The sequence below is a fragment of the Aeromicrobium sp. Leaf245 genome, from assembly GCF_942548115.1.
In the GTDB taxonomy this organism is placed as follows: Bacteria; Actinomycetota; Actinomycetes; order Propionibacteriales; family Nocardioidaceae; genus Aeromicrobium.
Map to the genome: position 1 here is coordinate 2,490,219 of NZ_OW824151.1, position 25,096 is coordinate 2,515,314.

At 71.7% G+C, this 25,096-nt stretch carries 25 protein-coding genes; 7 read left to right on the forward strand and 18 right to left on the reverse strand.

The features are described from left to right. Positions 1-24: 24 nt before the first annotated feature. The 3 genes from NBW76_RS12205 to NBW76_RS12215 form a co-directional block, all read right to left on the reverse strand. The gene (locus NBW76_RS12205) at positions 25-2,277 is read right to left on the reverse strand and encodes a polyribonucleotide nucleotidyltransferase (protein WP_055967446.1); all 2,253 of its coding nucleotides are present in this window, start codon (positions 2,275-2,277) and stop codon (positions 25-27) included. Positions 2,278-2,543: 266 nt separating this feature from the next. Then, a complete protein-coding gene (gene rpsO / locus NBW76_RS12210) occupies positions 2,544-2,834 on the reverse strand; it encodes a 30S ribosomal protein S15 (protein ID WP_055967444.1) in 291 nt (96 codons plus the stop codon). Between the two features lie 126 nt (positions 2,835-2,960). Next, positions 2,961-3,935 (reverse strand): bifunctional riboflavin kinase/FAD synthetase, encoded by a 975-nt coding sequence (locus NBW76_RS12215; protein WP_235492947.1) that lies wholly within the window; start codon positions 3,933-3,935, stop codon positions 2,961-2,963. Positions 3,936-4,048: 113 nt separating this feature from the next. Here NBW76_RS12215 and NBW76_RS12220 point away from each other — a divergent pair, with 113 nt between their 5' ends. Genes NBW76_RS12220 through NBW76_RS12230 form a run of 3 tightly spaced genes read left to right on the forward strand, consistent with a single transcriptional unit; the run spans position 4,049 to position 6,486 of the window. After that, a complete protein-coding gene (locus NBW76_RS12220) occupies positions 4,049-4,348 on the forward strand; it encodes a hypothetical protein (protein ID WP_056554203.1) in 300 nt (99 codons plus the stop codon). 39 nt (positions 4,349-4,387) lie between these two features. Continuing rightward, positions 4,388-5,830, forward strand: a complete 1,443-nt coding sequence (locus NBW76_RS12225; RefSeq protein ID WP_056554200.1) for a cell wall metabolism sensor histidine kinase WalK — start codon at positions 4,388-4,390, stop codon at positions 5,828-5,830. Next, positions 5,827-6,486 carry a response regulator transcription factor gene (locus tag NBW76_RS12230; protein WP_055968550.1) on the forward strand — a complete coding sequence of 220 codons (660 nt, stop codon included), beginning with the start codon at positions 5,827-5,829 and terminating at the stop codon, positions 6,484-6,486. Before NBW76_RS12225 ends, NBW76_RS12230 begins: the two co-directional genes overlap by 4 nt. Before the next feature lie 707 nt (positions 6,487-7,193). Here the strand turns inward: NBW76_RS12230 and NBW76_RS12235 are convergent. The 9 genes from NBW76_RS12235 to rimP all read right to left on the reverse strand — a co-directional run bounded on the left by NBW76_RS12235 (position 7,194) and on the right by rimP (position 16,262). Further along, positions 7,194-8,048: a serine/threonine-protein kinase gene (locus tag NBW76_RS12235; protein WP_056554197.1), complete on the reverse strand. Its 855-nt coding sequence runs from the start codon at positions 8,046-8,048 to the stop codon at positions 7,194-7,196. Next, positions 8,048-8,497, reverse strand: a complete 450-nt coding sequence (locus NBW76_RS12240; RefSeq protein ID WP_055967432.1) for a hypothetical protein — start codon at positions 8,495-8,497, stop codon at positions 8,048-8,050. The genes NBW76_RS12235 and NBW76_RS12240 overlap by 1 nt, the downstream gene beginning before the upstream one ends. A 110-nt stretch (positions 8,498-8,607) precedes the next feature. Continuing rightward, a complete protein-coding gene (locus NBW76_RS12245; protein ID WP_055967429.1) occupies positions 8,608-9,840 on the reverse strand; it encodes a phosphatidylserine/phosphatidylglycerophosphate/cardiolipin synthase family protein in 1,233 nt (410 codons plus the stop codon). 50 nt (positions 9,841-9,890) lie between these two features. Beyond that, positions 9,891-10,775: a tRNA pseudouridine(55) synthase TruB gene (gene truB, locus NBW76_RS12250; protein ID WP_056554194.1), complete on the reverse strand. Its 885-nt coding sequence runs from the start codon at positions 10,773-10,775 to the stop codon at positions 9,891-9,893. After that, the gene (rbfA, locus tag NBW76_RS12255; protein WP_055967423.1) at positions 10,772-11,233 is read right to left on the reverse strand and encodes a 30S ribosome-binding factor RbfA; all 462 of its coding nucleotides are present in this window, start codon (positions 11,231-11,233) and stop codon (positions 10,772-10,774) included. The genes truB and rbfA overlap by 4 nt, the downstream gene beginning before the upstream one ends. Before the next feature lie 86 nt (positions 11,234-11,319). Then, positions 11,320-14,082: a translation initiation factor IF-2 gene (infB, locus tag NBW76_RS12260; RefSeq protein WP_056554191.1), complete on the reverse strand. Its 2,763-nt coding sequence runs from the start codon at positions 14,080-14,082 to the stop codon at positions 11,320-11,322. A gap of 145 nt (positions 14,083-14,227) precedes the next feature. Beyond that, on the reverse strand, positions 14,228-14,521 hold the full coding sequence (locus tag NBW76_RS12265) for a YlxR family protein (RefSeq protein WP_082481895.1): 294 nt from the start codon (positions 14,519-14,521) through the stop codon (positions 14,228-14,230). After that, positions 14,518-15,705, reverse strand: coding sequence for a transcription termination factor NusA (gene nusA, locus NBW76_RS12270; RefSeq protein WP_056554188.1), 1,188 nt, complete (start codon positions 15,703-15,705; stop codon positions 14,518-14,520). Before nusA ends, NBW76_RS12265 begins: the two co-directional genes overlap by 4 nt. Then, positions 15,705-16,262 carry a ribosome maturation factor RimP gene (gene rimP, locus NBW76_RS12275; RefSeq protein ID WP_082481894.1) on the reverse strand — a complete coding sequence of 186 codons (558 nt, stop codon included), beginning with the start codon at positions 16,260-16,262 and terminating at the stop codon, positions 15,705-15,707. Before rimP ends, nusA begins: the two co-directional genes overlap by 1 nt. Positions 16,263-16,368: 106 nt before the next feature. Here rimP and NBW76_RS12280 point away from each other — a divergent pair, with 106 nt between their 5' ends. After that, positions 16,369-16,824, forward strand: a complete 456-nt coding sequence (locus NBW76_RS12280) for a hypothetical protein (RefSeq protein ID WP_156364760.1) — start codon at positions 16,369-16,371, stop codon at positions 16,822-16,824. Positions 16,825-16,834: 10 nt separating this feature from the next. Then, positions 16,835-17,242 (forward strand): DUF4439 domain-containing protein, encoded by a 408-nt coding sequence (locus NBW76_RS12285; protein ID WP_056554183.1) that lies wholly within the window; start codon positions 16,835-16,837, stop codon positions 17,240-17,242. Between the two features lie 46 nt (positions 17,243-17,288). On the opposite strand, the gene NBW76_RS12290 is transcribed toward NBW76_RS12285, so the two are convergent. After that, the gene (locus tag NBW76_RS12290; RefSeq protein ID WP_200931171.1) at positions 17,289-19,034 is read right to left on the reverse strand and encodes a proline--tRNA ligase; all 1,746 of its coding nucleotides are present in this window, start codon (positions 19,032-19,034) and stop codon (positions 17,289-17,291) included. Between the two features lie 77 nt (positions 19,035-19,111). Beyond that, the gene (locus NBW76_RS12295; protein ID WP_055967404.1) at positions 19,112-19,474 is read right to left on the reverse strand and encodes a MauE/DoxX family redox-associated membrane protein; all 363 of its coding nucleotides are present in this window, start codon (positions 19,472-19,474) and stop codon (positions 19,112-19,114) included. Positions 19,475-19,550: 76 nt separating this feature from the next. Here NBW76_RS12295 and NBW76_RS12300 point away from each other — a divergent pair, with 76 nt between their 5' ends. Further along, on the forward strand, positions 19,551-19,841 hold the full coding sequence (locus tag NBW76_RS12300; protein ID WP_056554180.1) for a putative quinol monooxygenase: 291 nt from the start codon (positions 19,551-19,553) through the stop codon (positions 19,839-19,841). Between the two features lie 11 nt (positions 19,842-19,852). Here the strand turns inward: NBW76_RS12300 and NBW76_RS12305 are convergent, their stop codons facing one another. Further along, positions 19,853-20,740: a DUF4081 domain-containing GNAT family N-acetyltransferase gene (locus NBW76_RS12305; protein ID WP_055967397.1), complete on the reverse strand. Its 888-nt coding sequence runs from the start codon at positions 20,738-20,740 to the stop codon at positions 19,853-19,855. Positions 20,741-20,828: 88 nt separating this feature from the next. Between NBW76_RS12305 and NBW76_RS12310 the strand changes: the two genes are divergently transcribed. After that, entirely contained in the window at positions 20,829-21,317 is a 489-nt protein-coding gene (locus NBW76_RS12310; protein ID WP_055967394.1) for a universal stress protein, read from the forward strand. 17 nt (positions 21,318-21,334) lie between these two features. On the opposite strand, the gene ispG is transcribed toward NBW76_RS12310, so the two are convergent. From ispG to dxr, 3 genes are read right to left on the reverse strand one after another with little or no spacing between them, the layout of a single operon-like run. Beyond that, positions 21,335-22,486 (reverse strand): flavodoxin-dependent (E)-4-hydroxy-3-methylbut-2-enyl-diphosphate synthase, encoded by a 1,152-nt coding sequence (gene ispG, locus NBW76_RS12315; RefSeq protein WP_055968544.1) that lies wholly within the window; start codon positions 22,484-22,486, stop codon positions 21,335-21,337. A gap of 2 nt (positions 22,487-22,488) precedes the next feature. Beyond that, entirely contained in the window at positions 22,489-23,817 is a 1,329-nt protein-coding gene (locus NBW76_RS12320) for an RIP metalloprotease (RefSeq protein WP_056554177.1), read from the reverse strand. Further along, complete coding sequence (gene dxr, locus NBW76_RS12325) at positions 23,814-25,061, reverse strand: 1-deoxy-D-xylulose-5-phosphate reductoisomerase (RefSeq protein ID WP_056554174.1); 1,248 nt, start codon at positions 25,059-25,061, stop codon at positions 23,814-23,816. The genes NBW76_RS12320 and dxr overlap by 4 nt, the downstream gene beginning before the upstream one ends. Between the last annotated feature and the right edge of the window lie 35 nt (positions 25,062-25,096).

Sequence of the window (25,096 nt, forward strand, 5' to 3'; positions counted from 1 at the left end):
TGAGGGCCTCGTGACGTGGACCGATCAGGCGTCCGTGGACTCCTCGGCGTCGGCCGGGGCCTCGTCGGTGGCGTCCTCGGGAGCTGCGTCCTCGGGGACGGGGATCAGCGAGATCTTGCCGCGGTCGCCGAGCTCGGCGATCTGGACCTGGATCTTCTGGCCCACCGAGACGACGTCCTCGACGTTGTTCACGCGCTGGCCGCCGTTGAGGTCGCGCAGCTTGCTGATGTGCAGCAGCCCGTCCTTGCCCGGCGAGAGCGCGATGAACGCACCGAAGTCGACCGTCTTGACGACGGTGCCGAGGTAGCGCTCGCCGACCTCGGGCATCGTCGGGTTGGCGATCGCGTTGATGGCGTCGCGCGCACGGTCGGCCGCACCGCCGGCCTCGCCGGCGATGTAGACGGTGCCGTCGTCCTCGATCGAGATCTTGGCGCCGGTGTCGTCCTGGATCTGGTTGATCATCTTGCCCTTCGGGCCGATGACCTCGCCGATCTTGTCGACCGGCACCTTCACCGTGATGATCTTCGGGGCGAACTCGCTCATCTCGTCGGGCGCGTCGATGGCCTCGGACATGACGTCGAGGATCGTCAGGCGCGCACCCTTGGCCTGCGTGAGGGCACCGGCGAGCACGTCGGCGGGGATGCCGTCGAGCTTGGTGTCCAGCTGCAGGGCCGTGATGAACTCGGGCGTGCCCGCGACCTTGAAGTCCATGTCGCCGTACGCGTCCTCGGCACCGAGGATGTCGGTGAGGGTGACGTACTCGGTGGCGCCGTCGACCTCACCGGAGATGAGGCCCATCGCGATGCCCGCGACCGGGGCGCGCAGCGGCACACCGGCGTTGAGCAGACCGAGCGTCGAGGCGCAGACCGAGCCCATCGACGTGGAGCCGTTCGAGCTCAGCGCCTCGGAGACCTGACGGATCGCGTAGGGGAACTCCTCCTTGGTGGGCAGGACCGGCAGGAGCGCGCGGCCGGCGAGCGCACCGTGGCCGATCTCGCGGCGCTTCGGCGAACCGACGCGGCCCGTCTCACCCGTGGAGAACGGGGGGAAGTTGTAGTTGTGCATGTACCGACGCGTGCTCTCGGGGCTCAGCGTGTCGAGCTTCTGCACCAGGTCGAGCATGTTCAGCGTGGTCACGCCCAGGATCTGGGTCTCGCCACGCTGGAACAGGGCCGAGCCGTGCACGCGCGGGATGACGCCGACCTCGGCCGACAGCTCACGGATGTCGGCGAGTCCACGACCGTCGATGCGCACCTTGTCGCGGAGCACACGCTGGCGGACGAGGCTCTTGGTGACGGCACGCAGCGCGGCACCGACCTCCTTCTCGCGACCCTCGAACTGCTCGCCGAGCTGGTCGAGCACGTCGGCCTTGATCTGGCTCTCGCGGTCCTCGCGATCGGCCTTGGAGGAGATCGTGAGGGCCTCGGCCAGCGGGCCGGAGGCGGCTGCGGCGACGGCGTCGTAGACGTCGTCCTGGAAGTCGAGGAAGACCGGGAAGTCCTGGACGGGCTTGGCCGCGGCCTCGGCGAGCTGCTGCTGCGCCTCGCACAGCTGGCGGATGAAGCCCTTGGCGGCGTCGAGGCCACCGGCCACGACCTCCTCGGTGGGCGCCTGGACACCGGACTGCACGAGGTCCCAGGTGTTCTCGGTGGACTCGGCCTCGACCATCATGATCGCGACGTCGCTGGAGCCGTCGGCCTGCGTGGCGATGCGGCCCGCGACGACCATGTCGAACACGGCGTCCTCGAGCTGGCTGTGCGTCGGGAAGGCGACCCACTGGCCGTCGATCAGGGCGACGCGGGTGGCGCCGATCGGACCGGAGAACGGCAGGCCCGAGATCTGCGTGGACGCGGAGGCGGCGTTGATGGCCAGCACGTCGTACGGGGTGTCGGGGTTCAGGGCCAGGACCGTGATGACGACCTGGACCTCGTTGCGCAGACCCTTCTTGAAGGTCGGCCGCAGCGGGCGGTCGATCAGGCGGCAGGTGAGGATCGCGTCCTCGCCCGGGCGGCCCTCACGACGGAAGAACGAGCCGGGAATGCGTCCCGCGGCGTACATGCGCTCCTCGACGTCGACCGTGAGGGGGAAGAAGTCGAAGTGGTCCTTGGGGTGCTTGCCGGCCGTGGTGGCCGAGAGCAGCATCGTGTCGTCGTCCAGGAACGCGGACACGGAGCCGGCGGCCTGGCGAGCGAGCTGACCCGTCTCGAAACGGATCGTGCGGGTACCGAAACGACCATTGTCGATGACGGTCTCGGTGGTGTGGATGGAGTCGGACATAGAAGTCCCTTCTCGCGACGGTCGTCGCGCGGTGGGACGAGCTCCGGACCTGCCGTGATGATGGCCTTCGGTCTTCGATCGAGGCCCGCGGCGCGGCGATCGCCGTCCCGAGGGCCACTACCGAGGACCGGACCCGACGTGGCGGCTCTCGTCCGTGGATGTGTCGATGTTCAGTTGTGGTGGGCGGTCGTCCAGGTCCTACGACCTGGGCGGGCCCGGATGCGGATCAGGCGGCCACCCCGACTGGGGAGACCGCCTGATCGAAGTCAGCGACGCAGACCGAGGCGCTCGATGAGCGAGCGGTAGCGCTCGATGTCCTTGGCCTGGAGGTAGTTGAGCAGCCGACGGCGCTGGCCGACGAGCAGCAGCAGGCCACGACGGCTGTGGTGGTCGTGCTTGTGCTCCTTCAGGTGCTCCGTCAGGTGCGAGATGCGCTCGGTGAGCAGCGCGACCTGGACCTCCGGGGAGCCGGTGTCGCCCTCGCTGCGGGCGTACTGCTTGATGATCTCGTCACGCGGCGTGCCGGCGACGGTGGGGGCAGCGGTCTTCTTCGACATTCTTCTCCTGGGAGGTCGTTGCACGGCGCTCCCGGGCATGTCCACCGGGGCTCTGATGATCCGTGGGCGTTGGTACGCCGCCTGCCAGGCTATCAGCGGGCGGCACCTCCAGGCGAATCGCCCGGGTCAGGACGGTCGAGCGAGCACGGCGCGGGCGGCGGCGACGTCGGCGTGCATCTGCTCGACGAGGGCCTCGACACCCTCGTAGGCCACCATCGAGCGCAGCCGCTCGACCAGCTCCACCCGGACGGTGCGTCCGTAGAGGTCGAGGTCGTGCCCGTGGTCCATCACGTAGGACTCGACCCGCCGCTCGGTGCCGGCGAAGGTCGGGTTGGTGCCGATGGACACGGCCGCCGGGTAGGCGGCGTCCCCGGTGACGAGGCGACCGGCGTAGACCCCGTCGGGCGGGACGCAGTACCCGGCGTCGACCGGGACGTTGGCGGTAGGGAAGCCGAGGTCACGGCCACGGCGGTCACCGGGAGTGACCACACCGTCCACCTCGTACGGACGGCCGAGCACCGCTGCGGCCTCGGCGAGACGGGCCTCGGCGACGAGACCCCGCACCCGCGTGGACGACCAGGTGCCGGACCCGTCGTCCCCCCGGGCCCCGGCGTCCCCCACGAGCGTGAGCGCGTCGGCCGAGCAGCCGTGCTCGGCGCACAGCTCGCGCAGCACCTCCGTGGTGCCGGCGGCCTTGGCGCCGAACGTGAAGTTCTCCCCGACCACCACGTGACGGGCCCGCAGCTGCTCGACCACCACGCGCTCGACGAACTCGCGAGGTGACCAGGAGGCCATCTCGCGGTCGAAGTCGAGGACGCGGACGTGGTCGGCCCCGCGCACGCCGGGCGCCGGCTCGAGCAGCAGCTGCACGCGGCGCTCGAGCGACGTGAGACGGGCGGGGACCCGCTCGGGGGCGAAGACCGCGACCGGGTGCGGCTCGAAGGTCACGGCCACGACCGGCAGACCGTCGGCGACCTCGCGCGTCCGCTGCAGCAGTGCCTGGTGCCCTCGGTGGACGCCGTCGAACGTCCCGATGGTGACGGCGGAGTCCTCGGCGATCGGCGCGGTCGACGCCCCGCCCAGCTCTGTCCACGTGGCCACGCCAGAACTGTGCCACAGCGGCGCTCGCGGCACGCGTGCGCGGTGACGTTCGATGAGAGTTCTCTCATCGCCACCTCATCGTGGCGAGGTGCTCCGTGCGGCACAGTGTGCGCATGACGCGTTCCCGCCTCCTCGTCCCCCTCGTCGTGGGGGTCGCCGTCGTGCTGCTCGGCATCGTGGCGGCGCGCGTCGTGGCGCAGGACGACGCACCGGCCGGCGACTTCGCCCCCGTGACGGTGCCGACGACGACGAGCTCCACCCCGAGCCCCACCCCCACCCCGTCGCCGACCCCGTCGGCGGACGACGACGATGACGACGACGACTACGAGCGCGTCCCCCAGACACCGCGCCCCATCGACGATGATGACGACGACGATGACGACAGGGACGACCGGGACGACGATGACGACTGACCTCCCTCCCCGGCTCCGCCGTGGACGCAGGAGCGACCCGTGGACGTGAGCCGCAGCCCCCGCTACTCCGTCCGCCAACGTCTCACCGCCGCCGTCGCGCTCCTGACGGCGGCGGCCCTCGTCGCCGTCGGTGCCACGCTCTTCGTGCTCGAGTCGCGCCGCATCGACCGCGTGATCGACACCAGCCTGGCCCAGGAGGTCGGCGAGCTGCGTCGGCTCCAGGCCGAGGGAGTCGACCCGGAGACGGGCGAACGGTTCGCCGACCCCGACCGCCTGATCGCGTTCTTCCTGTCCCGCAACGTGCCCGACGCCGAGGAGAACCTCTGGCAGTTCCCCGTCACGGGCAAGCCCACGTTCGTCGGCGAGGGCCAACGGGCGCTGCGCACCTCGCCGCGCTTCCCGGCCCTGGTCGAGCGGCTCCAGACCGCAGGCGGCGTGGCCGACCTGACCGTCGCCGACCGCGACTACCGCGTGGCGGTCCAGCCGGTGGAGCAGGGATCCGCGCGCGCCTCCTTCGTCGTCTCGCACGACGTGAGCGAGTCGCGCAACCAGCTGGACGAGCTGATGGTCACCTACGCCCTGCTCAGTGCGCTGTCGGTGGTGCTGATCTCCGCGATCGCGTCGTGGCTCGCCGGCCGACTCCTCTCCCCCGTGCGCCGCCTCCGTGAGACCGCGCAGGGGATCACCGAGGGTGACCTGAGCGGACGGCTCGAGGTGAGCGGCAACGACGACCTGAGCGAGCTGCAGCGCACGTTCAACGACATGCTCGACCGCCTGGAGGAGGCCTTCGCCAGCCAGCGTCGACTCCTCGACGACGCCGCGCACGAGCTGCGCACCCCTCTCACCGTCCTGCAGGGGCACCTGGAGGTCCTCGACCTCACCGACCCCGACGACGTGCGCACGACCCGCGTGCTGCTGCTCGACGAGATCGACCGGATGACCCGGCTCGTGAACGACCTCCTGCTGCTCGCCAAGGCCGAGCGTCCCGACTTCGTGCGGCTCGAGCGCACCGACGTCGAGGCCCTGACGGTCGGTGTGCTGGAGCGAGCCCGCGGGCTCGCGGAGCGTTCCTGGGTGCTCGACGGCGTCGCGCGCACGACGGTGGAGGTCGATCCACAACGCATCACCCAGGCGCTGCTCCAGCTGGCGGACAACGCCGTCCGCCACACGGCCGCCGGTGACGAGATCGGCATCGGATCGCGCCTGCACGAGGGGAACGTCGAGCTGTGGGTCCGCGACACGGGCTCCGGCGTCTCGCCCGCGCTGCGTGAGACGATCTTCGAGCGCTTCTCGCAGGGCGAGGACGAGCACGCCGGCTTCGGCCTCGGGCTCTCCATCGTCGCGGTGATCGCCCGGGCCCACGAGGGCCAGGTGGTGCTCGACGAACCCAGCACAGATGAGCCCAGCACGAGCGACCATGGACCGACCAGTGGCACCGGCGCGACGTTCCGGCTGGTCGTCCCGGCAGGAGGACAGTGGTGAACCGGATCCTGGTGGTCGAGGACGAGGACCGCATCGCCTCGTTCGTCTCCAAGGGCCTCAAGGCCGAGGGGTTCACCCCCACGGTGGTCGCGGACGGCGTGAGCGGGCTCGACTACGCCCTCACCGGCCCGTTCGACCTGATGATCCTCGACATCGGCCTGCCCGGCCTGGACGGGTTCACCATCCTCGAGCGTGTGCAGGCCGAGCGCCCCGAGCTGCCGGTCATCGTGCTGACCGCTCGCGACTCGGTGACCGACACGGTCCAGGCGCTGGAGGGCGGCGCCGCCGACTACATGAGCAAGCCGTTCCGCTTCGCCGAGCTGCTGGCCCGTGTGCGGCTGAGGCTCCGCTCCCCCGCCCAGGCCGCCCCGGACGACGAGCTCGTGGCCGGCGACGTCCGGCTGGACCTGCGTCGGCGGCGGGCCTACGTCGGCGAGCGCGAGGTGGAGCTCTCGGCCCGCGAGCTCTCGCTGGCCGAGGTCCTCATGAGCCACCGTGGTCAGGTCCTGTCGCGTGAGCAGCTGCTCTCGCACGTGTGGGGCTACGACTTCGACCCCGGCTCCAACGTCGTGGACGTCTACGTCGGGTACCTGCGACGGAAGCTGGGTGCCGAGCTCGTCACCACCGTGCGGGGGCTGGGGTACCGAGTGGACTGAGGTCCGCCCGGCATGCTGCGTCGCCGTGGCTGGGTCTTTCCGTGCTGCTGCGTCGCTGCCGCAGGGGCTTCGCTTGCTGCTGCGTCGCTGCCGTAGGGGCTTCGCTTGCTGCTGCGTCGCTGCCGTGGGGCCTTCACGTGCTGCTGCGTCGCTGTGGCTACGAGTGGGCGCGGTCTCCGAAAGGGCCTCGACCGGACCGGGGGGTCTGGGCTCGGCTGGGTCTGCGGGGCGCGGCCACGATTCTTCTTCTGTGCGGGATACGCGCACGATTCTTCCTTCGCGTGGACCGTGCCTCGTCAAGGAAGAATCACGGCGACGACATGACGTCCTCGAGGGCAGGAATTCTCCATCTGCGTGGAACGGTCCACGAGAAGGGAGAATCCTTGCCCACCCACCGTGCACCGAAGCCCCGCGGACGCAGGATTCTGCCTTCGCGTGCAGGACCCCGAACGATGCTGCGTTCACGACAGGATCCGGACCGGAACGCAGCATCCTTCAAGCTCTCACGCTCCAACGCAGAATCTTGCGTCCCCCCCGAGCCACGCTCCGAGAGCCCGGCCGACCCCGCACCCGACCGCCGGTCCAGGCCCTTTCGGAGCGCAGGTCGACTCGCAGCAACAGCAACGCAGCAGCAAGGAACGCCCCAGCCACAGCGACGCAACCGCAGGTCGAGACCCGGACGGACGGCTACGCAACGACGAAGAGGCTCAGCGCTTCAGCGTGAACCCCGACAACCGGGCGCTGGGCAGGCCGGCGATCATCGGCTCGAGGTCGTGCGCGATCTGCGTCGGCGTGGGACGCGCCGCCGGGTCGGGGTCGAGGCAGCGGTTGATGAGGTCGGCGGCGCCCGGGTGCACGTGGGCGGGAAGCGGCTTCGGCTCGTCCTGCAGCTGGGCCCAGCGCGGGTCGCGGTCGAAGGCGCGGAAGCCGGCCGCGGCGCGGAACAACGTGGCGCCGAGGCCCCAGACGTCGGCCGCGGGACCGACGGTGCCGCGCTCCCCCGGCAGGCACTGCTCGGGGGCCATGTACTCGTCGCTGCCGACCGCGTGGTCGAGGGCGGCGGCCTCGGAGGCGTCCAGGGCGACGGACAGGTCGATCAGCTGGGCCGGCGAGCCCATGATGACGTTGCTCGGCTTGATGTCGAGGTGGAGGACGTCCTCACCGTGCAGGTAGTGCAGCACCGACGCGAGCTCGAGCGCCAGCGGCAGCAGCTGGTGCTCGGGGACCGCACCGTGCTTGCCGATCAGGCGCGAGAGATTGGGACCGTCCACGTGCTCCAGCACGAAGTACGGGCGCTCGGCCTCGTCGTCGTAGGAGAAGACCCGCGTGATGCCCGGGTGCGCCAGCCGCGACAGCAGCCCGATCTCGCGGTCGAAGCCGGCGCGCGAGGCGGGGTCCTCCACGTGGCCGGGCCGCAGCACCTTGACGACCACGGGGGCGTGCAGGCGCTCGTCGAAGGCGAGCCACGCCTCGTAGACGGTGCCTCCCCCGAGGTCCTTCACGGCCGTGAGGCCGGGGGCGATCTCGTCGCCCCCGGCCAGGCCCCAGCGGTCGTCGGACATCAGCTGTTCGTGTCGTTCGTCGGGGCGGTGTTCTTGGTCGGGGCGCTCGGCGCGGTGTTCTTCGTGGGCGCCGACTGGACCGTCTTGGCGGTGTTCTTGGTGGGAGCCGACTGCACCGTCTTGGCCGTGTTCTTCGTCGGCGCGGTGTTCTTGGTCTGCGCCGTGTTCTTGGTGTTGGCCGTGGGGGCCGTGTTCCGGGTCTGCGCGGTCTGAGCCGTGTTGGCCGTCTGCGCGGTCACCTGCGTGTTGAGGTCGTCGTCGCGGCCGTCGCGGTCGTCGTCATCGTCGTCGGCGGCCGGCACCGTCCACGAGGTGCTGGTGTCCTCGCGCTTGAGGGCGGGGTCGCGGTCGGTGTCGTCGGCGTTGGCCGCCGACAGGGCGAACCCGGCGGTGCCGAGGGCGAGGGTGCCGGCGACGGCGGCGATTCCGGTGCGGACTGAGAGCTTCATGGTTCCTCCTGGTGTCGATGTGATGCCCTCACTCTCGCCAGCGCCCGTGAGCCCTCCGTGAGACCCCGATGAGAGGACTCTCATGCGCGGGTCCGCACCGGTCACGCACCTCAGAGCAGGGGTCGCAGCGGGGTGAGCAGCAGCTCGCACGCCCGGGCCACGAACGGCCGCGACTGCCACTGCTCGAGGGTGAGCTCGCGGCAGTTCTCCAGGTCCGTCTCGAAGACCCGCTCGAGATGCTCGGCGAGGTTCGGGTCGATCACCTCGAGGTTGATCTCGTAGTTGCCCGTGAGGCTCAGTCGGTCGATGTTGGCGGTGCCGACCGTCGACCAGTGGCCGTCGATCGTCATGGTCTTCGCGTGCACCATCGCGTCCTGGTACAGCTGGATCCGCACGCCGTGCCTCAACAGCTCGCCGTAGAACCCGCGCGACAGCCAGTCCGCCACGACGTGGTTGCTGATCTCGGGCACGATGATCGTCACCTCGACGCCCCGTGACCGCGCGTCGAGGAGCGCCCGCAGGATGTCGTGGTCGGGGATGAAGTAGGCCGCCGTGATGTGCACGTGGTGCCGCGCACGGTCGATCGCCTCCAGGTACATCCCGCGGATCGGGAACACCAGCTGCTGCGGGACGTTGCGGTGGGCCCGCACCGTCGGCTCCCAGCTGGCCTCGCCCAGGGGCTCGATCCGCACCGGGTGGCGGTCGTTCCAGAAGTCGATGAACGCGTTGTCGAGGTCCCACACCGCGGCGCCTTCGACCTTCAGGTGCGTGTCGCGCCACTGCGTCGCGTAGAGCGACCCGACGTTGTAGCCGCCCACGAAGCCGACCTGGTCGTCGACGACCAGGATCTTGCGGTGGTCACGCCCCCACCGGCGCGGGTTGAAGGGTTGCAGCCCGGAGTTCAGGACGGGGAACCGCAGCACGTGCACGCTCGGCGGGAAGCGCAGGAAGGACCGCGGCACGACGAGGTTGGCGAACCCGTCGTAGATCACGTGCACGTGGACGCCTCGTTCGGCAGCGGCCACGAGCTCCCGCTTGAACTCGGCACCGACCTCGTCGGCCTTGAGGATGAAGGTCTCGAAGAGCACACGGGTCCGGGCGCCACGGATGGCCGCCAGCATGTCGGCGTAGAGGTCCTCGCCGTAGGTGTACGTGGTGGCGTGGTTCTCCTGCCCGACGGGCAGCGTCAGCGGCGCGACGGTCGGGAAGGGCTTCTGCCCGCCGGCGCGCAGGATCTTGCGCACCTTGGTCGTGAGCATCAGGCCCGAGACGATCCCGACGACGGAGAGGAACCAGGTCTGCAGGGGGCGCCAGAGGAGACCTCGGGTCGAGATGCGAGCCACGGCGTCACCCTAGGACATCGTGCGACCGACACGTCCTCGTTCGGTGCCGCTCACACGAAGACGGCGACCGCCCGGGCGTCGGGGCCGCGCTGCTCGTAGAGCGCGAGGAAGGCTCCGTCGGGCGCGAACAGCGCCACCGGGCCGTCGTGACCGAGAGCGGTGCCGGTGAGCGCGCGCCCGAACCGCACCTCCTGAGCGGCGGACTCGTCGAGGTCGATCGACACGAACGCCGCCCGCGCCGCAGCGTCGAGATCCACGTGGGTCCACGAACGCTCGAGCTCCTCGAGCGTGCTGGCGACGTCGAGGCCGAAGCCGCCCACCCGGGTGCGCCGCAGCATGGTCAGGTGGCCGCCCACCCCGAGCGAGGCGCCGAGGTCGCGTGCGAGCGCGCGGACGTAGGTGCCGCTGGAGCACACGACCCGGGCGTCGACGTCGACCACGGGGGTGCCGTCGACGTCCACGAGGCGCACGTCGGTGACCTCGAAGGTCGAGACCGTCACCGGCCGCGCCGCCAGCTGGACGTCCTCGCCGGCCCGGACCCGCGCGTAGGACCGCTTGCCGTCGACCTTGATGGCCGAGACCGCGGTCGGCACCTGCTCGATGTCGCCGGTCAGCGGCAGCACCGCGGCCCGGACGTCGGCCTCGCCGATGCCGGAGGCGTCGACCTGCTCGAGCAGGTCCCCCTCGGCGTCGTCGGTCACGGTGGTCTGCCCCAGCCGCATCGTGGCGAGGTACTCCTTGTCGGCCAGCTGCAGGTGGCCGAGCAGCCGCGTCGCACGTCCGACCCCGAGCACGAGCACACCCGTGGCCATCGGGTCGAGCGTCCCGGCGTGACCGACCTTGCGGGTCCCGGCCAGGCGTCGGGTGCGCGCGACGACGTCGTGCGACGTCCACCCTGCGGGCTTGTCGACGACGACCAGCCCCACGGGGCTCATGCGCGTCCGTCGTCCTCGTCGTCCTCGTCGGACGACTCGTCCGTGCGGGGCTGCTTGTACGGGTCAGGGTCGCCGGCGTACTGCGCGCCGGCCGACTCCGCGGCCACGCGCTCGTCGATCTCGCGCGCCCTGGCCAGCAGGTCCTCGATCTGGCGTGCCGTCTCGGGCACCGCGTCGAGGAAGAACTCGAGCGTGGGCGTGTGCCGCGTCCCGAGCTGCTTGCCGACCTCGGCCCGCAGAAGCCCGGTGGCGCTGCGGAGCGCAGCGCCTGTGTCGGCGATGGCCCGCTCGTCACCCATGACGGTGTAGAACACCGAGGCGTTCTGGTTGTCACCGGTGAGCCGGACGTCGGTGATGGTCACGAAGCCGAGACGCGGATCCTTGACCCGACGCTCGAGCATCTGGGCGATGATCACCTTGATGCGGTCAGCGAGCTGCTGGGTGCGCTGTCCGGCCATGATTCCTCCTCGTCCGGCACCCTCGTGCCGGGTCAGTACAGGTGCTGGGTCGGGCCCGACGGGTGTCGGGCCCGACCCGGGTCACCTCAGGCGCGCGGCTTCTCGCGCAGCTCGAACATCTCCACGACGTCGTCGATCTTGATGTCGCCGTAGCCACGGAGCACCAGACCGCACTCGAAGCCCTCGCGGACCTCGGACACGTCGTCCTTCTCGCGCCGCAGGCTCGAGAGGTCGAGGTTGTCGGCCACCACGGCACCGTCGCGCAGCAGGCGAGCCTTGGCGTTGCGCCGCAGCGTGCCGCTCGTGACCATGCAGCCGGCGATGTTGCCGATCTTGGACGAGCGGAAGATCTCGCGGATCTGCGCCGTGCCCAGCTGGACCTCTTCGAACTCGGGCTTGAGCATGCCCTTGAGGGCCGCCTCGATCTCGTCGATCGCCTGGTAGATCACCGAGTAGTACTTGATCTCGACGCCCTCGCGGTCGGCGAGCTCGGTGGCCTTGCCCTGCGGCCGGACGTTGAAGCCGATGATGACGGCGTTCGACGCGGCAGCCAGGTTGACGTCGGTCTCGGTGATCGCACCGACGCCGCGGTCGATGACACGCAGGTCGACCTCCTCGCCGACGTCGATGTTGGCGAGCGCGTCCTCGAGCGCCTCGACCGAGCCGGAGCCGTCACCCTTCAGGATGAGCAGCAGCTCGTCGGTCTCGCCCTTCTCCATCGAGGACATGAAGTCCTCGAGGGTCCGGCGACCACTGCGCTTGGCGAGCAGTGCGTTGCGCTCGCGCGCCTCGCGCTTCTCGGCCACCTGGCGAGCCAGGCGGTCGTCGGCGACGACCATGAAGTTGTCGCCGGCGCCGGGAACGGCTGTGAGGCCGAGCACGAGCGCGGGACGCGACGGCGTGGCCTCCTCGATGTTCTCGCCGTGCTCGTCGAGCATCGCGCGGACACGACCGAAGGCCGGTCCGGCGACGAGCGAGTCGCCGACGCGCAGGGTGCCGCGGTGCACCAGCACCGTGGCGACCGGGCCGCGACCGCGGTCCAGGTGCGCCTCGATGACCAGGCCCTCGGCGTTCTGCGTCGGGTTGGCGCGCAGGTCGAGCTCGGCGTCCGCCGTCAGCACGACGGCGGCGAGCAGGTCCTCCAGGCCCGTCCCGGCCTTGGCCGAGACGTCGACGAACATCGTGTCGCCGCCGTACTCCTCGGGCACGAGTCCGTACTCGGTGAGCTGGCCGCGAGCCTTGGTCGGATCGGCGTCGGGCTTGTCGATCTTGTTGACCGCGACGACGATCGGCACGCCGGCCGCCTTCGCGTGGTTGAGCGCCTCGACCGTCTGCGGCATGACGCCGTCGTCGGCCGCGACCACGAGGATCGCGATGTCGGTCGCCTGCGCACCACGGGCACGCATGGCCGTGAAGGCCTCGTGACCGGGGGTGTCGATCAGGGTGATGCGACGCTCGTCGCCGTCGACCTCGGTGGCGACCTGGTAGGCGCCGATGGTCTGCGTGATGCCACCGGCCTCCTTGTCGACGACGTTGCTGGAGCGCAGCGCGTCGAGGAGCTTGGTCTTGCCGTGGTCGACGTGACCCATGACCGTGACGACCGGCGGCCGCGCGATGAGGTCGTCGTCATCGCCCTCGTTCTCGCCGAACTCCAGCGAGAACGACTCGAGCAGCTCGCGGTCCTCGTCCTCGGGCGAGATGACCTCGACCGTGTAGTTGAGCTCCTCGCCGAGCAGCTGCAGCGTCTCGTCGTTGGCCGACTGGGTGGCCGTGACGACCTCGCCCAGGTGGAACAGCACCTCGACGAGCGATGCCGCGTCGACACCGATCTTGTCGGCGAAGTCGCTCAGCGACGAACCGCGGGTGAGACGGATCGTCTCGCCGTTGCCCTTGCGCACACGCACGCCGCCGATGGCGGGCGCCTGCATCTGGTCGAATTCCTGACGCTTCGCGCGCTTGCTCTTGCGTCCGCGTCGGACCGGGCCACCGGCGCGACCGAACGCGCCCTGGGTGCCACCGCGGCCACCGGGACGGTTGCCGCCGGGACGACCGCCGGGGCCACCGAAGCCGCCACCGCCGCCGGGACGACCGGCGAAGCCGCCGCCACCGCCACCGCCGGGACGACCGCCGGGAGCGCCGCCGCCACCGGGTCGGCCACCGGGACCGCCGGGACGGCCGCCGGGGCCGCCACGGCCACCGGGGCCGGGACGGGAGCCGGCCAGACCGGACTGCTTGGGCATCATGGCCGGGTTGGGACGCGGCATGCCCGGGCGACCGCCCGGCGCAGGAGCCGCTCCACCCTCACGGGCGGCCGGCGGGCGCGGGGGACGGTCCTGCTGCATGCCCTGGCGCGACGAGAACGGGTTGTTGCCCGGGCGGGCACCGCCACCGCGCGGTCCCGGACGGGGTCCGGGAGCGGCCGGCTTCGGGCCGGGCTGCGCCGCAGGTGCCTCCGGAGCGGCCTCGGCCGCCGGGGCCTCCGGCTCGGCCGGACGACGCGGACCGGGACGCGGGCCGGGTGCCGGCGCGGCCTTGGGCGCCGCCGGGGCAGGAGCCTCCGCGGCGGGCTCGGCCGCAGCGGGCTGCTCGACGGGCGCGGGGGCCTCGGGGGCCGTGGCCTCGGCCTGGGCCGGTGCCTCCGGCTTGGCCGCAGGCGCCTTCTTGGCAGCCTTCTTCGCACCCTTGTCGCGCAGGGTGTCGCCGTGCTCCTCCTTGAGGCGGCGGACGACCGGCGCCTCGACGGTGGACGACGCGGACTTCACGTACTCACCCATGTCCTTCAACGTGGACAGGATGTCCTTGCTCTGGACTCCGAGCTCTCGTGCGAGCTCGTGGACTCTGACAGCCACTGTTCTCCTTCAGGGGGGTCCGCCCGCCCCGAAGGAGGTGCGGACCCTAGTTGACGTGCAGGCTCATCGGTTGGTTCTCATCGAGAGCTCATGAGCGGTTGCTCCGTTTTCGGGTCGTGGGGCCGGGTGGCCCCCTGGATCGGTGTCACTGGTGCGTGGTGCGGTCGGCGACGGCGTCGAGCGGCGTCAGGTCGAGTGGTCCCTCCAGGCGGAGGGCCCGGCCGAACGCCTTGCGGCGACGTGCCAGCTCCAGGCACCGAGGGTCGGGGTGCAGGTGCGCCCCTCGCCCCGGCATGGACCGCCGTGGATCGGGCGTGACGACCGTGGTCGTCTCCCCCGGGACCGCGACGAGTCGCACCAGAGCGGTCACTGCGTCGCGCGACCGGCAGCCGATGCACGTGCGAGTGACCAGGGTCGAGTCTACCCCGTCCGCGCTCATGCTCCGTTCTCGGGCCTCGACGCACCGGACGGGCGCGCTGCCCCCCCGGCCACGGAGGGGTCCTCGGTGTCGGACCGGATGTCGATGCGCCAGCCCGTGAGCTTCGCGGCGAGGCGGGCGTTCTGGCCCTCCTTGCCGATCGCGAGGGAGAGCTGGAAGTCGGGAACGACCACCCTCGCCGCACGAGCCTGCTCATCGACCACCGTCACCTGCTTGACGCGCGACGGCGAGAGCGCGTGACCGATGTACGCAGCCGGCTCGTCGCTGTAGTCGACGATGTCGATCTTCTCGCCGTGCAGCTCGTGCATGACGTTGCGGACGCGCTGGCCCATCGGTCCGATGCAGGCGCCCTTGGCGTTGACCCCGGCCGCCTTGGCGCGCACGGCGATCTTCGTGCGATGTCCGGCCTCACGGGCCACGCCCATGATCTCGACCGCACCGTCGGCGATCTCGGGCACCTCCAGCGCGAACAGCAGGCGCACCAGGTTCGGGTGCGTGCGCGAGACCTTGACCCGCGGCCCACGCATGCCCTTCTCGACCTCGTACACGTAGGCCTTGATGCGCTCGCCGTGGGCGTACTTCTCCTCCGCCACGCGCTCGGACGCCGGCAGCAGCGCCTCGACACGGCCCAGGTCGATCATGACGTCGCCGGGCCGGCTGCCCTGCTGGATGACGCCGGAGACGATGTCGCCGACCTTGCCGGAGAACTCGCCGAACTTCTGCTCGTCCTCCGCGTCACGCAGACGCTGCATGATCAGCTGGCGCGCCACTGCGGCGGCGAACCGGCCGAAGTCCTCGGGGGTGTCGTCGAACTCCTCGGAGAACCGCGGCGGGGCCGGGGCGGTGGTGGGAGCGGGGGCCAGCTGGGCAGCGACGGTCCCGTCCGTGTCGGCCGCTGCGTCCTCGGCCGCGCCCTCCTGCCCGGTCTCCGTCGAGGTCCCAGTGTCGGGCGCGGTCTCGGGCGCGGTCTCGGGCCGGGCCTGCGGCTCGGGCTCGAGTCGCTCCTTCGCCCACACGGTGACGTGGCCGCTCGCGCGGTCGAGCACGACCCGCGCGTGGGAGTGGGCGTAGGGCGTCTTGTGGTAGGCCGACAGCAGCGCTGTCTCGATGGCCTCCACGACCACCTCGAAGGAGATGTCCTTCTCGCGTTCCAGCGCACGCAGTGCGCTCATGTCGATGTCCATCAGGAGTCCTTCTCGCGGTTCCGGTCGGTGGGGCGTGACGTGCCGGGCCGGCCCTGCGCCGGCCGTCGGGGCTGCTTGGAGCGACCCGTCGTGGGGGCCTTGGGGGCACCCAGCTCCGGCGTCACGAGGGCACGGGCGACCTCGGAGTACTCCAGACGGCGCTGCTGGCCCTTGACGGTGAGCTCGACGCCCGTGTCGTCGCTGCCCACGACACGCCCCGTGACGGAGGGACCGTCGTGAAGCGTCACCGCCACCAGCCGGCCGGCGTTGCGCCGCCAGTGCCGGGGCTCGGTCAGAGGGCGGTCGAGACCACGGGAGGTGACCTCCAGCGTGTAGGGCTCCTCGCCCATGGCGCTGCCCTCGTCGAGAGCGGCGGACACGACGCGCGTGGCGTCGGTGATGAGGTCGATCGGGACGCCACCGTCGGCGTCGACCGCGATCCTCAGGAGGCGCTTGGACCCCGAGCGGGACAGCTCCACCGCCTCCAGGTCCAGTCCGAGCGGCGTCAGCGCGCCTCGGACCTCGTCCTCCACGCGGTCGGCCTGCGGGTCCGCCATCTCGAGCAGCCTCCTGTGTTCTGTTGTCGACACGTCACGTGCGGCGAGCCGAGGGGACGGCCTGCCGCAGGCGACCACTCTAGCGGTCACGGACTAGGCTGCCGTGGTGGTCAGCCGTCGCGTCGTCGTGGGGTCCGGGCTCGCCGTCGTCGCGGCCGGGGCGGGCCTGCACGTGGCCGGACGCGACGACGACCTGCTGCGTGCACTCGGCGCCCGCCCGCACCCGATCCCGGACGCGTCGGACACCGCGCTGCTTCGGACGGCGGCCTCCGAGCAGGTCTCGCTGGTGAGCGCCGTCGAGCAGCTCGGCGGCGCCGACGAGACCCTGGTGGACGTGCTGCGCGAGCAGCTGGAGGCGCTGGGTGGCCCTCCGGGCGGCTCCACTCCCCCGGCCTCGGAGATCACCGGCGGCGCCGGCGACGTGGCGCGTGCCGTCGCCGCCGCCGCGCGACGCCGCGAGTCCGACGCGTTGACGGCGGTCTCCCCCGACCTCGCGCGGGTGCTGGCGTCCTTGGCCGCCGGCCAGGCCCAGGTCGCCCGGACGCTCGGACGTCGGGGCTGAGGGCGCGACCATGAGCACTCCGTCCCCGGTCGGCGCCCTCCAACGGCGCCTCGCCCTCGAGCACGAGGCGGTCTGGCTCGCCTCGCTGGTGGCCGGTCGCTTCTCGGCCCTGCGCGACGCCGCGAGCGACGCCCTCGTCCGCCACCGTCGGTCGCGGGACAGCCTGATCGCCCGGGTCGCGGCGGCGGGCGCCACGCCGGTGGGCCCGCAGGCGTCCTACGGCACCGCACCGGCGACGGCCGACGACGCTCGGCAGCGTCTGGCCGACGTCAGTGACCGGCTGTGCACGGCCACCCTGCCGCTCGTGACGCTCGGCGGAGCCGGCGACCGCCGCGAGGCCCTGGCCTCGCTGCGTGCCTCCGCGCTGGAGGCCGTCGACTGGGGCGCCTCCCCGACCGCGTTCCCCGGACTCGGCTGACCCGGCCCGCCTGACCCGGCCCGCCTTACCCGGCCCGGCGGGTCGATCAGCGGCACACGGCGCGCAGCTCGTCGACGAGACCCGCGACCGGCACGTCGCGTCGTGATCCCGTCGCGCGGTCCTTCACCTCGACGACACCGTCGGCCAGACCCTTGCCGACCACCACGATCGTGGGCATCCCGAGCAGCTCGGCGTCCTTGAACTTGACGCCGGGCGAGACCTTGGGCCGGTCGTCGTGGAGCACGGTGACGCCGGCGGCCTCGAGGTCGGCGACCAGCCGGTCGGCGGCCTCGAACTGCTCGGGCTGCTTGCCCGCCACGACGAGGTGCACGTCGTAGGGGGCGAGCTCGCGGGGCCAGACGATGCCGATCTCGTCGTGCGAGCTCTCCACCACGGCCGCCACGGCACGGGAGATCCCGACGCCGTAGGAGCCCATCGTGACCGTCACGAGCTTGCCGTTCTCGTCGAGCACCTGGAGCCCGAGGGCCTGCGCGTACTTGCGTCCCAGCTGGAAGATGTGGCCCATCTCGATGCCGCGGGCCAGCTCGAGCGGCCCGGAGCCGTCGGGAGCCGGGTCGCCGGCGCGCACCTCGGCGGCCTCGATCGTGCCGTCGGGCGTGAAGTCGCGGCCCGCCACGAGATCGACGACGTGGGACCCGCGGACGTTCGCACCCGTGACCCACCGGCTGCCCTCGACGACGCGGGGGTCGACGAGGTAGCGGATGCCGCTCTCGGACTCCGCGCCCAGGGCGGCCGGACCGATGTAGCCCTTGACCAGGAGCGGGTGCGCGGCGAAGTCGTCCTCGGTGAACGGCTCGACCTCGGCGGGCGAGACCTGGGTCTCCAGGCGCTTGGGGTCGACCTCGCGGTCGCCGGGCACGCCGATGGCGAGCGGCTCGCGGCTGCCGTCGGGGTGCCGCAGCACCACCAGCACGTTCTTGAGCGTGTCGCCCGCGTGCCAGGGTCGGTCCTCGCGCGGGAAGTGCTCCTGCAGGTGCGCGACGAGCGTCTCGATGGTGGGGGTGTCGGGGGTCTGCTCGGCGTGCGCAGCGGGCGCGTCGTCGAGGGGCAGGGGGTCGGGCACCACGGTGGTGACGGCCTCGACGTTCGCCGCGTAGCCGCCGGGGGAACGCACGAACGTGTCCTCGCCGACCTCGGCGACGGCGAGGAACTCCTCGCTGGCCGAGCCACCCATGGCTCCGGAGTCGGCGTGGACGATGACGTAGTCCAGCCCCAGCCGGTCGAAGATCCGGACGTAGGCCTCGCGGTGGGCCCGGTAGCTGGCCTCCAGGCCGGCGTCGTCGACGTCGAAGGAGTAGGAGTCCTTCATGACGAACTCGCGTCCGCGCAGGATGCCGGCACGGGGACGCGCCTCGTCGCGGTACTTCGTCTGGATCTGGTAGAGGCTCAGGGGCAGGTCCTTGTACGAGGAGTAGAGGTCCTTGACCAGGAGGGCGAACATCTCCTCGTGCGTGGGGCCGAGCAGCATGTCGGTCCCGCGGCGGTCCTTCAGCCGGAACAGGTTCGGGCCGTACTCGACCCAGCGGTTGGTGGCCTCGTAGGGCTCACGCGGGAGCAGCGCGGGGAACCGCACCTCCTGCGAGCCGATGGCGTCCATCTCCTCGCGGACGATCTGCTCGACCTTGGCGAGCACCTTGAGCCCCAGCGGCAGCCACGAGTAGATACCGGGCGCCACGCGACGCACGTAGCCCGCCCGGACGAGCAGCTTGTGGCTCGGGACCTCCGCGTCGGCGGGGTCGTCTCGCAGGGTTCGCAGGAACAGCTGGGACATGCGCATGGACCGACCCTATCGAGGGTGTCGGCGGTACCTCGCGCGCGAGGTGGCCCAGGGTGGGGCCAGGGCGTGTCCTAGCCGCGGGACGCCTTGAGCGCGGTGCGCACGAGCGGGGCCTGCAGCGGCAGACGCGCGAGGGTGCCGACCTTCCACCCCGTCGACGCGCGCCGGCTGCGCACCGCGTCGGCCGCCATCTGCAGGTTCGCCGGGAACACCCCGACGAGCAGCGCGGCCGATGCCGTCCCGCCCGCACGACGGGTGCGGGGGTGGACGAGCAGGGCCGCGCACGCGATCTCCACCGCGCCGGAGCCCAGGACGAGCTCGCGCTTGTACGGCAGGGGCCTCGGGACCATCGACTCGAAGAGTGCCGGCTTCACGAAGTGGGCGACCCCCGCGGCGGCGAGGAGTCCGGCGAGCGCCTTCACGTCACGATCCATGCCCGCACCCTAGCGAGGTGACGCGTGGAAGGATCGGTCCCGGCCCTGCCGACCCGACCAGCCCCAGGAGTACTCCATGACCGTCATCGCCACCCTCGAGCTCCGGCTGCGGCCCGACCGGCTGGACGACGCGCCGGCCGTCCTCGAGGAGGTCCTCGCCGAGACCCGGGCCTTCCCCGGCAACCACGGGGTCGAGGTGCTGACGGACGTCGAGGACCCCACGCACGTCACCGCCCTCGAGCGCTGGGAGAGCCTGGAGCACGACGACGCCTACCGCACCTGGCGGGCGGGCGACGGGCAGCGTCCCGCGCTGGCCGCCCTGCTGGCTGCGGCACCCGTGCTCACCCGGTGGAGCACGTCGGACTGACTCCGGACGCCTTACAGCAGGATCGAGGCGAAGGTGTCGACCTGGCGCATCCCGACGCGGTCGTAGGTGGCGCGAGCCGGGGCGTTGAAGTCGTTGACGTAGAGCGTGACGTCGGGTGCGACGTCGCGCCGGACGAGGCGCACCACGCCCGCGAGTGCCGGGGCTGCGATCCCACGGCCGCGGTGGTCCGGGTGCACCCACACGCCCTGGAGCTGGCACACCCCGTCGACCGCGGCCCCGACCTCGGTCTTGAACAGCACCTGGCCGCGCTCGATGATCGCGAACGCCCAGCCTCGCGCGACGAGCTGCCCGACCCGAGCCCGGTAGCCGACGCTCCCGCCGGCCTCCGGGTCGATCCCGACCTCCTCGCGGAACATCGCGACGGAGGCGGGGTACAGCGCGTCGACCTCGTCGATCATGACGTGGCGGACCCGCGGGTCCGCCGGCAGAGCGGGGTCGTGGTCGATGGCGAGGAACGGCTGGTCGGCCCGGACCGAGCGCGCCGGGCCCCACAGCCCCTCCAGACGTGACCACAGCCGCAGCACCGCCTCCTGGGGACCCACCAGCGAGGCACTGCGGCGTCCGCCGGGGCCCGTGTCGGCGGCCAGGAGGTGCTCGGCGAAGCCGTCGATCGCCACCGCGTCGGCCTGAACCGGGACGAGGTTGGCGCCACTGTGGCAGGCGGCGACGAGGACGCCGTCCCGGAAGCAGCCGAGGATCGACCCGCCGAGCAGCACGTCGCGCAGCCCGGTCTCCGCGACGCGGTGCCGGACGAAGAGGTTGGCTCGCGCGTCGCGGGCGGTGAGGCGCACGAGGTCGGGGACGTCACCGGGGGTCAGCGCTCGGACCACCTGGTCTCCAGGCCCGGCGCCGGCACGCGCGTCGACCAGCTGGGTCATCGCGCACCTCCGTCCGTCCGCAGCACGGCGTGCCGAGACCTCGTCAGCGTAGCGCCGGAGGTGATCCCACGCCGTCCTACGATGAGTCATGACGTCACCCGGTCCCCTCGTCGTCGGTCACGACGGCTCCCGCTTCTCCGACTCCGCCCTCGCCTGGGCGCTCGACCACGCCGAGGCCGCTGGTCTGCCCGTGCACGTCGTGCGCGCCTGGTCGATCTCCACCGCCGCGCGCCCGGCCGACGCCCGCCCCGGCTTCGTCCCGGGCGTCGACGAGCTGGGCCGCGCCACGCAGGCCGCGCTCGAGGCCGACACCGCCGACGCCCGTGCGGCGCACCCCGACGTGCCGGTCACCCTCGAGGCCGTGCACGGGCCTGCGGACGACACCCTGCTCGAGGCGTCGCGCGGCGCCACCATGGTCGTGATCGGCCCCCGCGGCCTGGGCGGCTTCGCCGGGCTGCTGCTCGGCTCGGTCAGCGACCGGCTGGTCCGACACGCGTCGTGCCCCGTACTGGTGCTGCGCGGTCAGGACGACGCCTCCGCGCCGCGGTCACGGCCGATCGACAGCGTGGTCGACTAGCGCCGGTCGTCCGGGCCTCAGCCCGACACGTCGACCGAGGCGGTGGCGCCCTCCACGGGCTCCATCGTCTCGGCGATGCGCATGGCCTCCTCGATGAGGGTCTCGACGATCTTGCTCTCGGGCACGGTCTTGATGACCTCGCCCTTGACGAAGATCTGACCCTTGCCGTTGCCCGAGGCGACACCGAGGTCGGCCTCGCGAGCCTCGCCCGGTCCGTTGACGACGCAGCCCATGACGGCCACGCGCAGCGGGACCTCGAGGCCGTCGAGCCCGGCCGTGACCTGCTCGGCCAGCGTGTACACGTCGACCTGCGCGCGACCGCACGACGGGCACGAGACGATCTCCAGCTTGCGCGGGCGCAGGTTGAGCGACTGCAGGATCTGGATGCCGACCTTGACCTCCTCGACCGGCGGTGCCGACAGGGAGACCCGGATCGTGTCGCCGATGCCGTTGCCCAGCAGGTGCCCGAAGGCCACGGCGCTCTTGATGGTGCCCTGGAACGCCGGACCGGCCTCCGTGACGCCGAGGTGCAGCGGCCAGTCGCCGCGCTCGGAGAGCAGCTCGTAGGCCTTCACCATGATCACGGGGTCGTTGTGCTTGACCGAGATCTTGAAGTCGTGGAAGTCGTGCTCCTCGAACAGCGAGGCCTCCCACACGGCAGACTCCACGAGCGCCTCGGGCGTGGCCTTGCCGTACTTCTCGAGCAGGCGCTTGTCGAGGCTGCCGGCGTTGACGCCGATGCGCAGCGAGACCCCGGCATCCTTGGCGGCCTTCGCGATCGCGCCGACCTGGTCGTCGAACTTGCGGATGTTGCCCGGGTTCACGCGCACGGCGGCACAGCCGGCGTCGATGGCCGCGAACACGTACTTCGGCTGGAAGTGGATGTCGGCGATCACGGGGATCTGCGACTTGCGCGCGATGTCGGGAAGTGCGTCGGCGTCGTCCTGGCTCGGGCACGCCACGCGCACGATGTCGCAGCCGGCGGCCGTCAGCTCGGCGATCTGCTGCAGGGTGCTGTTGACGTCGGAGGTGAGCGTCGTGGTCATGGACTGCACCGACACCGGGGCGTCGCCGCCCACGTCGATCGAGCCGACCTTGATCTTGCGGGTCTTGCGCCGCGGCGTGAGGACGGGCGGCGGCGCCTCGGGCATGCCGAGCGATACGGGGATGCTCACGAGATGCTCACCGGGTTCACGATGTCGGCGTAGATCAGGATGACGCTCATGACCATCAGGATGCCACCCACCACGTAGGCGACCGGCAGCATCCTCGCCACGTCGACGTATCCGGGGTCGGGACGCCTCCGCAGCCGCGCCCAGCCCCGCCGGATCGCCTCCCACAGGGCGCCCGCGATGTGACCACCGTCGAGCGGCAGCAGCGGGATGAAGTTGAACAGCGCGAGGAAGAGGTTCAGCGAGGCGAGCAGACCGAGGATCCGCTGCGCCCGCTCGGACCACGTGGGTTCGTCGACGGTGACCAGCTCGCCGGCCACGCGGCTCGCGCCGACCACGCTGATCGGTCCGTCGGCCGGGCGCTCGGCACCGAAGGCGGCCTTGGTGACCTCGACCATCCGCACCGGGAGGTGGGCGATGGCGTCGGCCGTGGCCACCACCTGCTCACCCATCACCTCGGCCACGGTGCCGGGTCCCTGGCGTTGCATCGCCTGGGTGGGCTCCACGCCGAGGAACCCGACGCGCTCGGTGCGCTCGGGGTCGTCGACCGACGCCCGGGCCAGGACCGTGGTGGGCACCTCCGCGGCGATCTCGCGACCGTCCCGCTCCACGACGATCCGCGCCTCGTCGCCACCGTTGCCGCGGATGAGCGCCGAGAGCTGCTCCCACGAGGTGATCCGCTCGCCGTTGAACGAGACGAACCGGTCCCCCGGCTGGAGACCGGCCTGCTTGGCCGGCGTGACGGGGTCGGCGTCGGTGCACGTGCGACCGGCCTCGGCGTCGGTGATGGCACAGTCCGAGACCGCCGCCACGGTGGTGGTGGGGGTGAGCGCGCCGAAGCCCATGAGGACGACGGCGAACAGCACGACCGCGATGGCCACGTTCACCATGGGGCCGCCGGCCATCACGATGAGCTTCTGCCACCACGGCTTCTTGTAGAACAGCCGGTCGGCGTCGTCCTCGTCGACGAGCTCGTACTCGGCGTGGCGGGCGTCGCTCACCAGCTGGGTGAACAGGCCGGTGTTCGTGTCGCGGACCCGTTCGGGTGCCGTCGCTCCCCCGACGGGCACGTCCTCCTGCGAACGCCGCTCCGGCGGGAGCATGCCGACGAGCTTCACGTAGCCGCCGAGCGGGATCGACTTGATGCCGTACTCGGTCTCGCCGCGTCGGAACGACCAGACCGTGTTGCCGAACCCGACGAAGTACTGGGTGACCTTGATGCCGAACTTCTTCGCCGGGTACAGGTGGCCGAGCTCGTGCAGGGCGATCGAGGCGATGACGCCGAGGACGAAGACGACGACGCCGAGGGCGTAGACGAGCCCGGTCACGCGCGGGTCCCGCCCGGTGCTGTCACGGTGTTCGATCGCATGGAAGCTTCCTCCACCAGGGCCCTCGCCCGGTCCCGGGCTCGGGTGTCGGCCTCGAGCACGAGGTCGAGGGTCAGGTCGGCGTGGGCGACGTCGGGGTCGTCGAGGTGCTCGGCCAGGACCGCTCCCACGGTGTCAACGATGCCAAGGAAGTCCAACTCGCCGGCCACGAAGGCGTCGACGCACACCTCGTTGGCCGCGTTGAGCACCGCCGGCGCCGTCCGACCGTGCTCCCCCGCCTGGCGCGCCAGGCGGACGGCGGGGAACGCGATCTCGTCCAGGGGGAAGAACTCCCAGGCGGTCGGGGCGCTCCAGTCGCAGGCCCGGGCCGAGCCGGGCACGCGCTCGGGCCAGGCCAGCCCGAGGGCGATGGGCAGGCGCATGTCGGGCGGCGAGGCCTGGACCATCGTGGACCCGTCGACGTACTCGACCATGGAGTGCACGACCGACGACGGGTGCACGACCACGTCGATGCGGTCGAAGCCGATGCCGAACAGCAGGTGCGCCTCGATCACCTCGAGACCCTTGTTGACGAGCGTGGCCGAGTTGATCGTGATGACCGGACCCATGTCCCACGTCGGGTGCGCCATGGCCTGCTCGGGCGTGACGTCGGCCAGCTCGTCGCGGGTCCGCCCACGGAACGGTCCACCACTGGCCGTCACCAGGAGACGCTGGACGTCCTCGATCCGTTCGCCACGCAGGGCCTGCGCGATGGCCGAGTGCTCGGAGTCGACCGGAACGATCTGACCCGGTGCGGCGAGGGAGGTGACCAGGTCGCCTCCGACGATCAGGGACTCCTTGTTGGCGAGGGCGAGCGTGGTCCCGGTCTCGAGCGCGGCCAGCGTCGGCCTGAGCCCGACGGCCCCGGTCATGCCGTTGAGCACGACGTCGACGTCGGCCCGGGCCACCTCGGTGGCGGCGTCCGGTCCGGCGAGCAGCTTCGGGAGGCGGTGGTCGCCCTCGGACCACCCGCGTCGCTTGGCCTCGGCGTAGAGCGCCAGCTGCACGTCCTGGGCGGCGGTGGCCCTGGCCACCGAGACCAGCTCCACCTCGTGCCGGATCGCCTGGGCGGCCAGCAGGCCCGGGTCCGAGCCGCCGGCTGCGAGCGCCACCACGTCGAACCGCTCCGGGGCGGCCTCGACCACCTCCAGGGCCTGGGTACCGATGGAGCCGGTGGAACCGAGAATGGCGACACGCTTTCGCATGTCGCCATTCTCTCTCACCGGCACCGGGTGTCCCG

Coding starts and splice junctions, on each gene's coding strand:
- NBW76_RS12205 (WP_055967446.1), bottom strand. CDS start 2,277: ATGTCCGACTCCATCCACACCACCGAGACCGTCATCGACAATGGTCGT.
- rpsO (WP_055967444.1), bottom strand. CDS start 2,834: ATGTCGAAGAAGACCGCTGCCCCCACCGTCGCCGGCACGCCGCGTGAC.
- NBW76_RS12220 (WP_056554203.1), top strand. CDS start 4,049: ATGACGCGTTCCCGCCTCCTCGTCCCCCTCGTCGTGGGGGTCGCCGTC.
- NBW76_RS12235 (WP_056554197.1), bottom strand. CDS start 8,048: ATGTCCGACGACCGCTGGGGCCTGGCCGGGGGCGACGAGATCGCCCCC.
- NBW76_RS12240 (WP_055967432.1), bottom strand. CDS start 8,497: ATGAAGCTCTCAGTCCGCACCGGAATCGCCGCCGTCGCCGGCACCCTC.
- truB (WP_056554194.1), bottom strand. CDS start 10,775: ATGAGCCCCGTGGGGCTGGTCGTCGTCGACAAGCCCGCAGGGTGGACG.
- rbfA (WP_055967423.1), bottom strand. CDS start 11,233: ATGGCCGGACAGCGCACCCAGCAGCTCGCTGACCGCATCAAGGTGATC.
- NBW76_RS12265 (WP_082481895.1), bottom strand. CDS start 14,521: ATGAGCGCGGACGGGGTAGACTCGACCCTGGTCACTCGCACGTGCATC.
- nusA (WP_056554188.1), bottom strand. CDS start 15,705: ATGGACATCGACATGAGCGCACTGCGTGCGCTGGAACGCGAGAAGGAC.
- rimP (WP_082481894.1), bottom strand. CDS start 16,262: ATGGCGGACCCGCAGGCCGACCGCGTGGAGGACGAGGTCCGAGGCGCG.
- NBW76_RS12285 (WP_056554183.1), top strand. CDS start 16,835: ATGAGCACTCCGTCCCCGGTCGGCGCCCTCCAACGGCGCCTCGCCCTC.
- NBW76_RS12290 (WP_200931171.1), bottom strand. CDS start 19,034: ATGTCCCAGCTGTTCCTGCGAACCCTGCGAGACGACCCCGCCGACGCG.
- NBW76_RS12295 (WP_055967404.1), bottom strand. CDS start 19,474: ATGGATCGTGACGTGAAGGCGCTCGCCGGACTCCTCGCCGCCGCGGGG.
- NBW76_RS12300 (WP_056554180.1), top strand. CDS start 19,551: ATGACCGTCATCGCCACCCTCGAGCTCCGGCTGCGGCCCGACCGGCTG.
- NBW76_RS12305 (WP_055967397.1), bottom strand. CDS start 20,740: ATGACCCAGCTGGTCGACGCGCGTGCCGGCGCCGGGCCTGGAGACCAG.
- NBW76_RS12310 (WP_055967394.1), top strand. CDS start 20,829: ATGACGTCACCCGGTCCCCTCGTCGTCGGTCACGACGGCTCCCGCTTC.
- dxr (WP_056554174.1), bottom strand. CDS start 25,061: ATGCGAAAGCGTGTCGCCATTCTCGGTTCCACCGGCTCCATCGGTACC.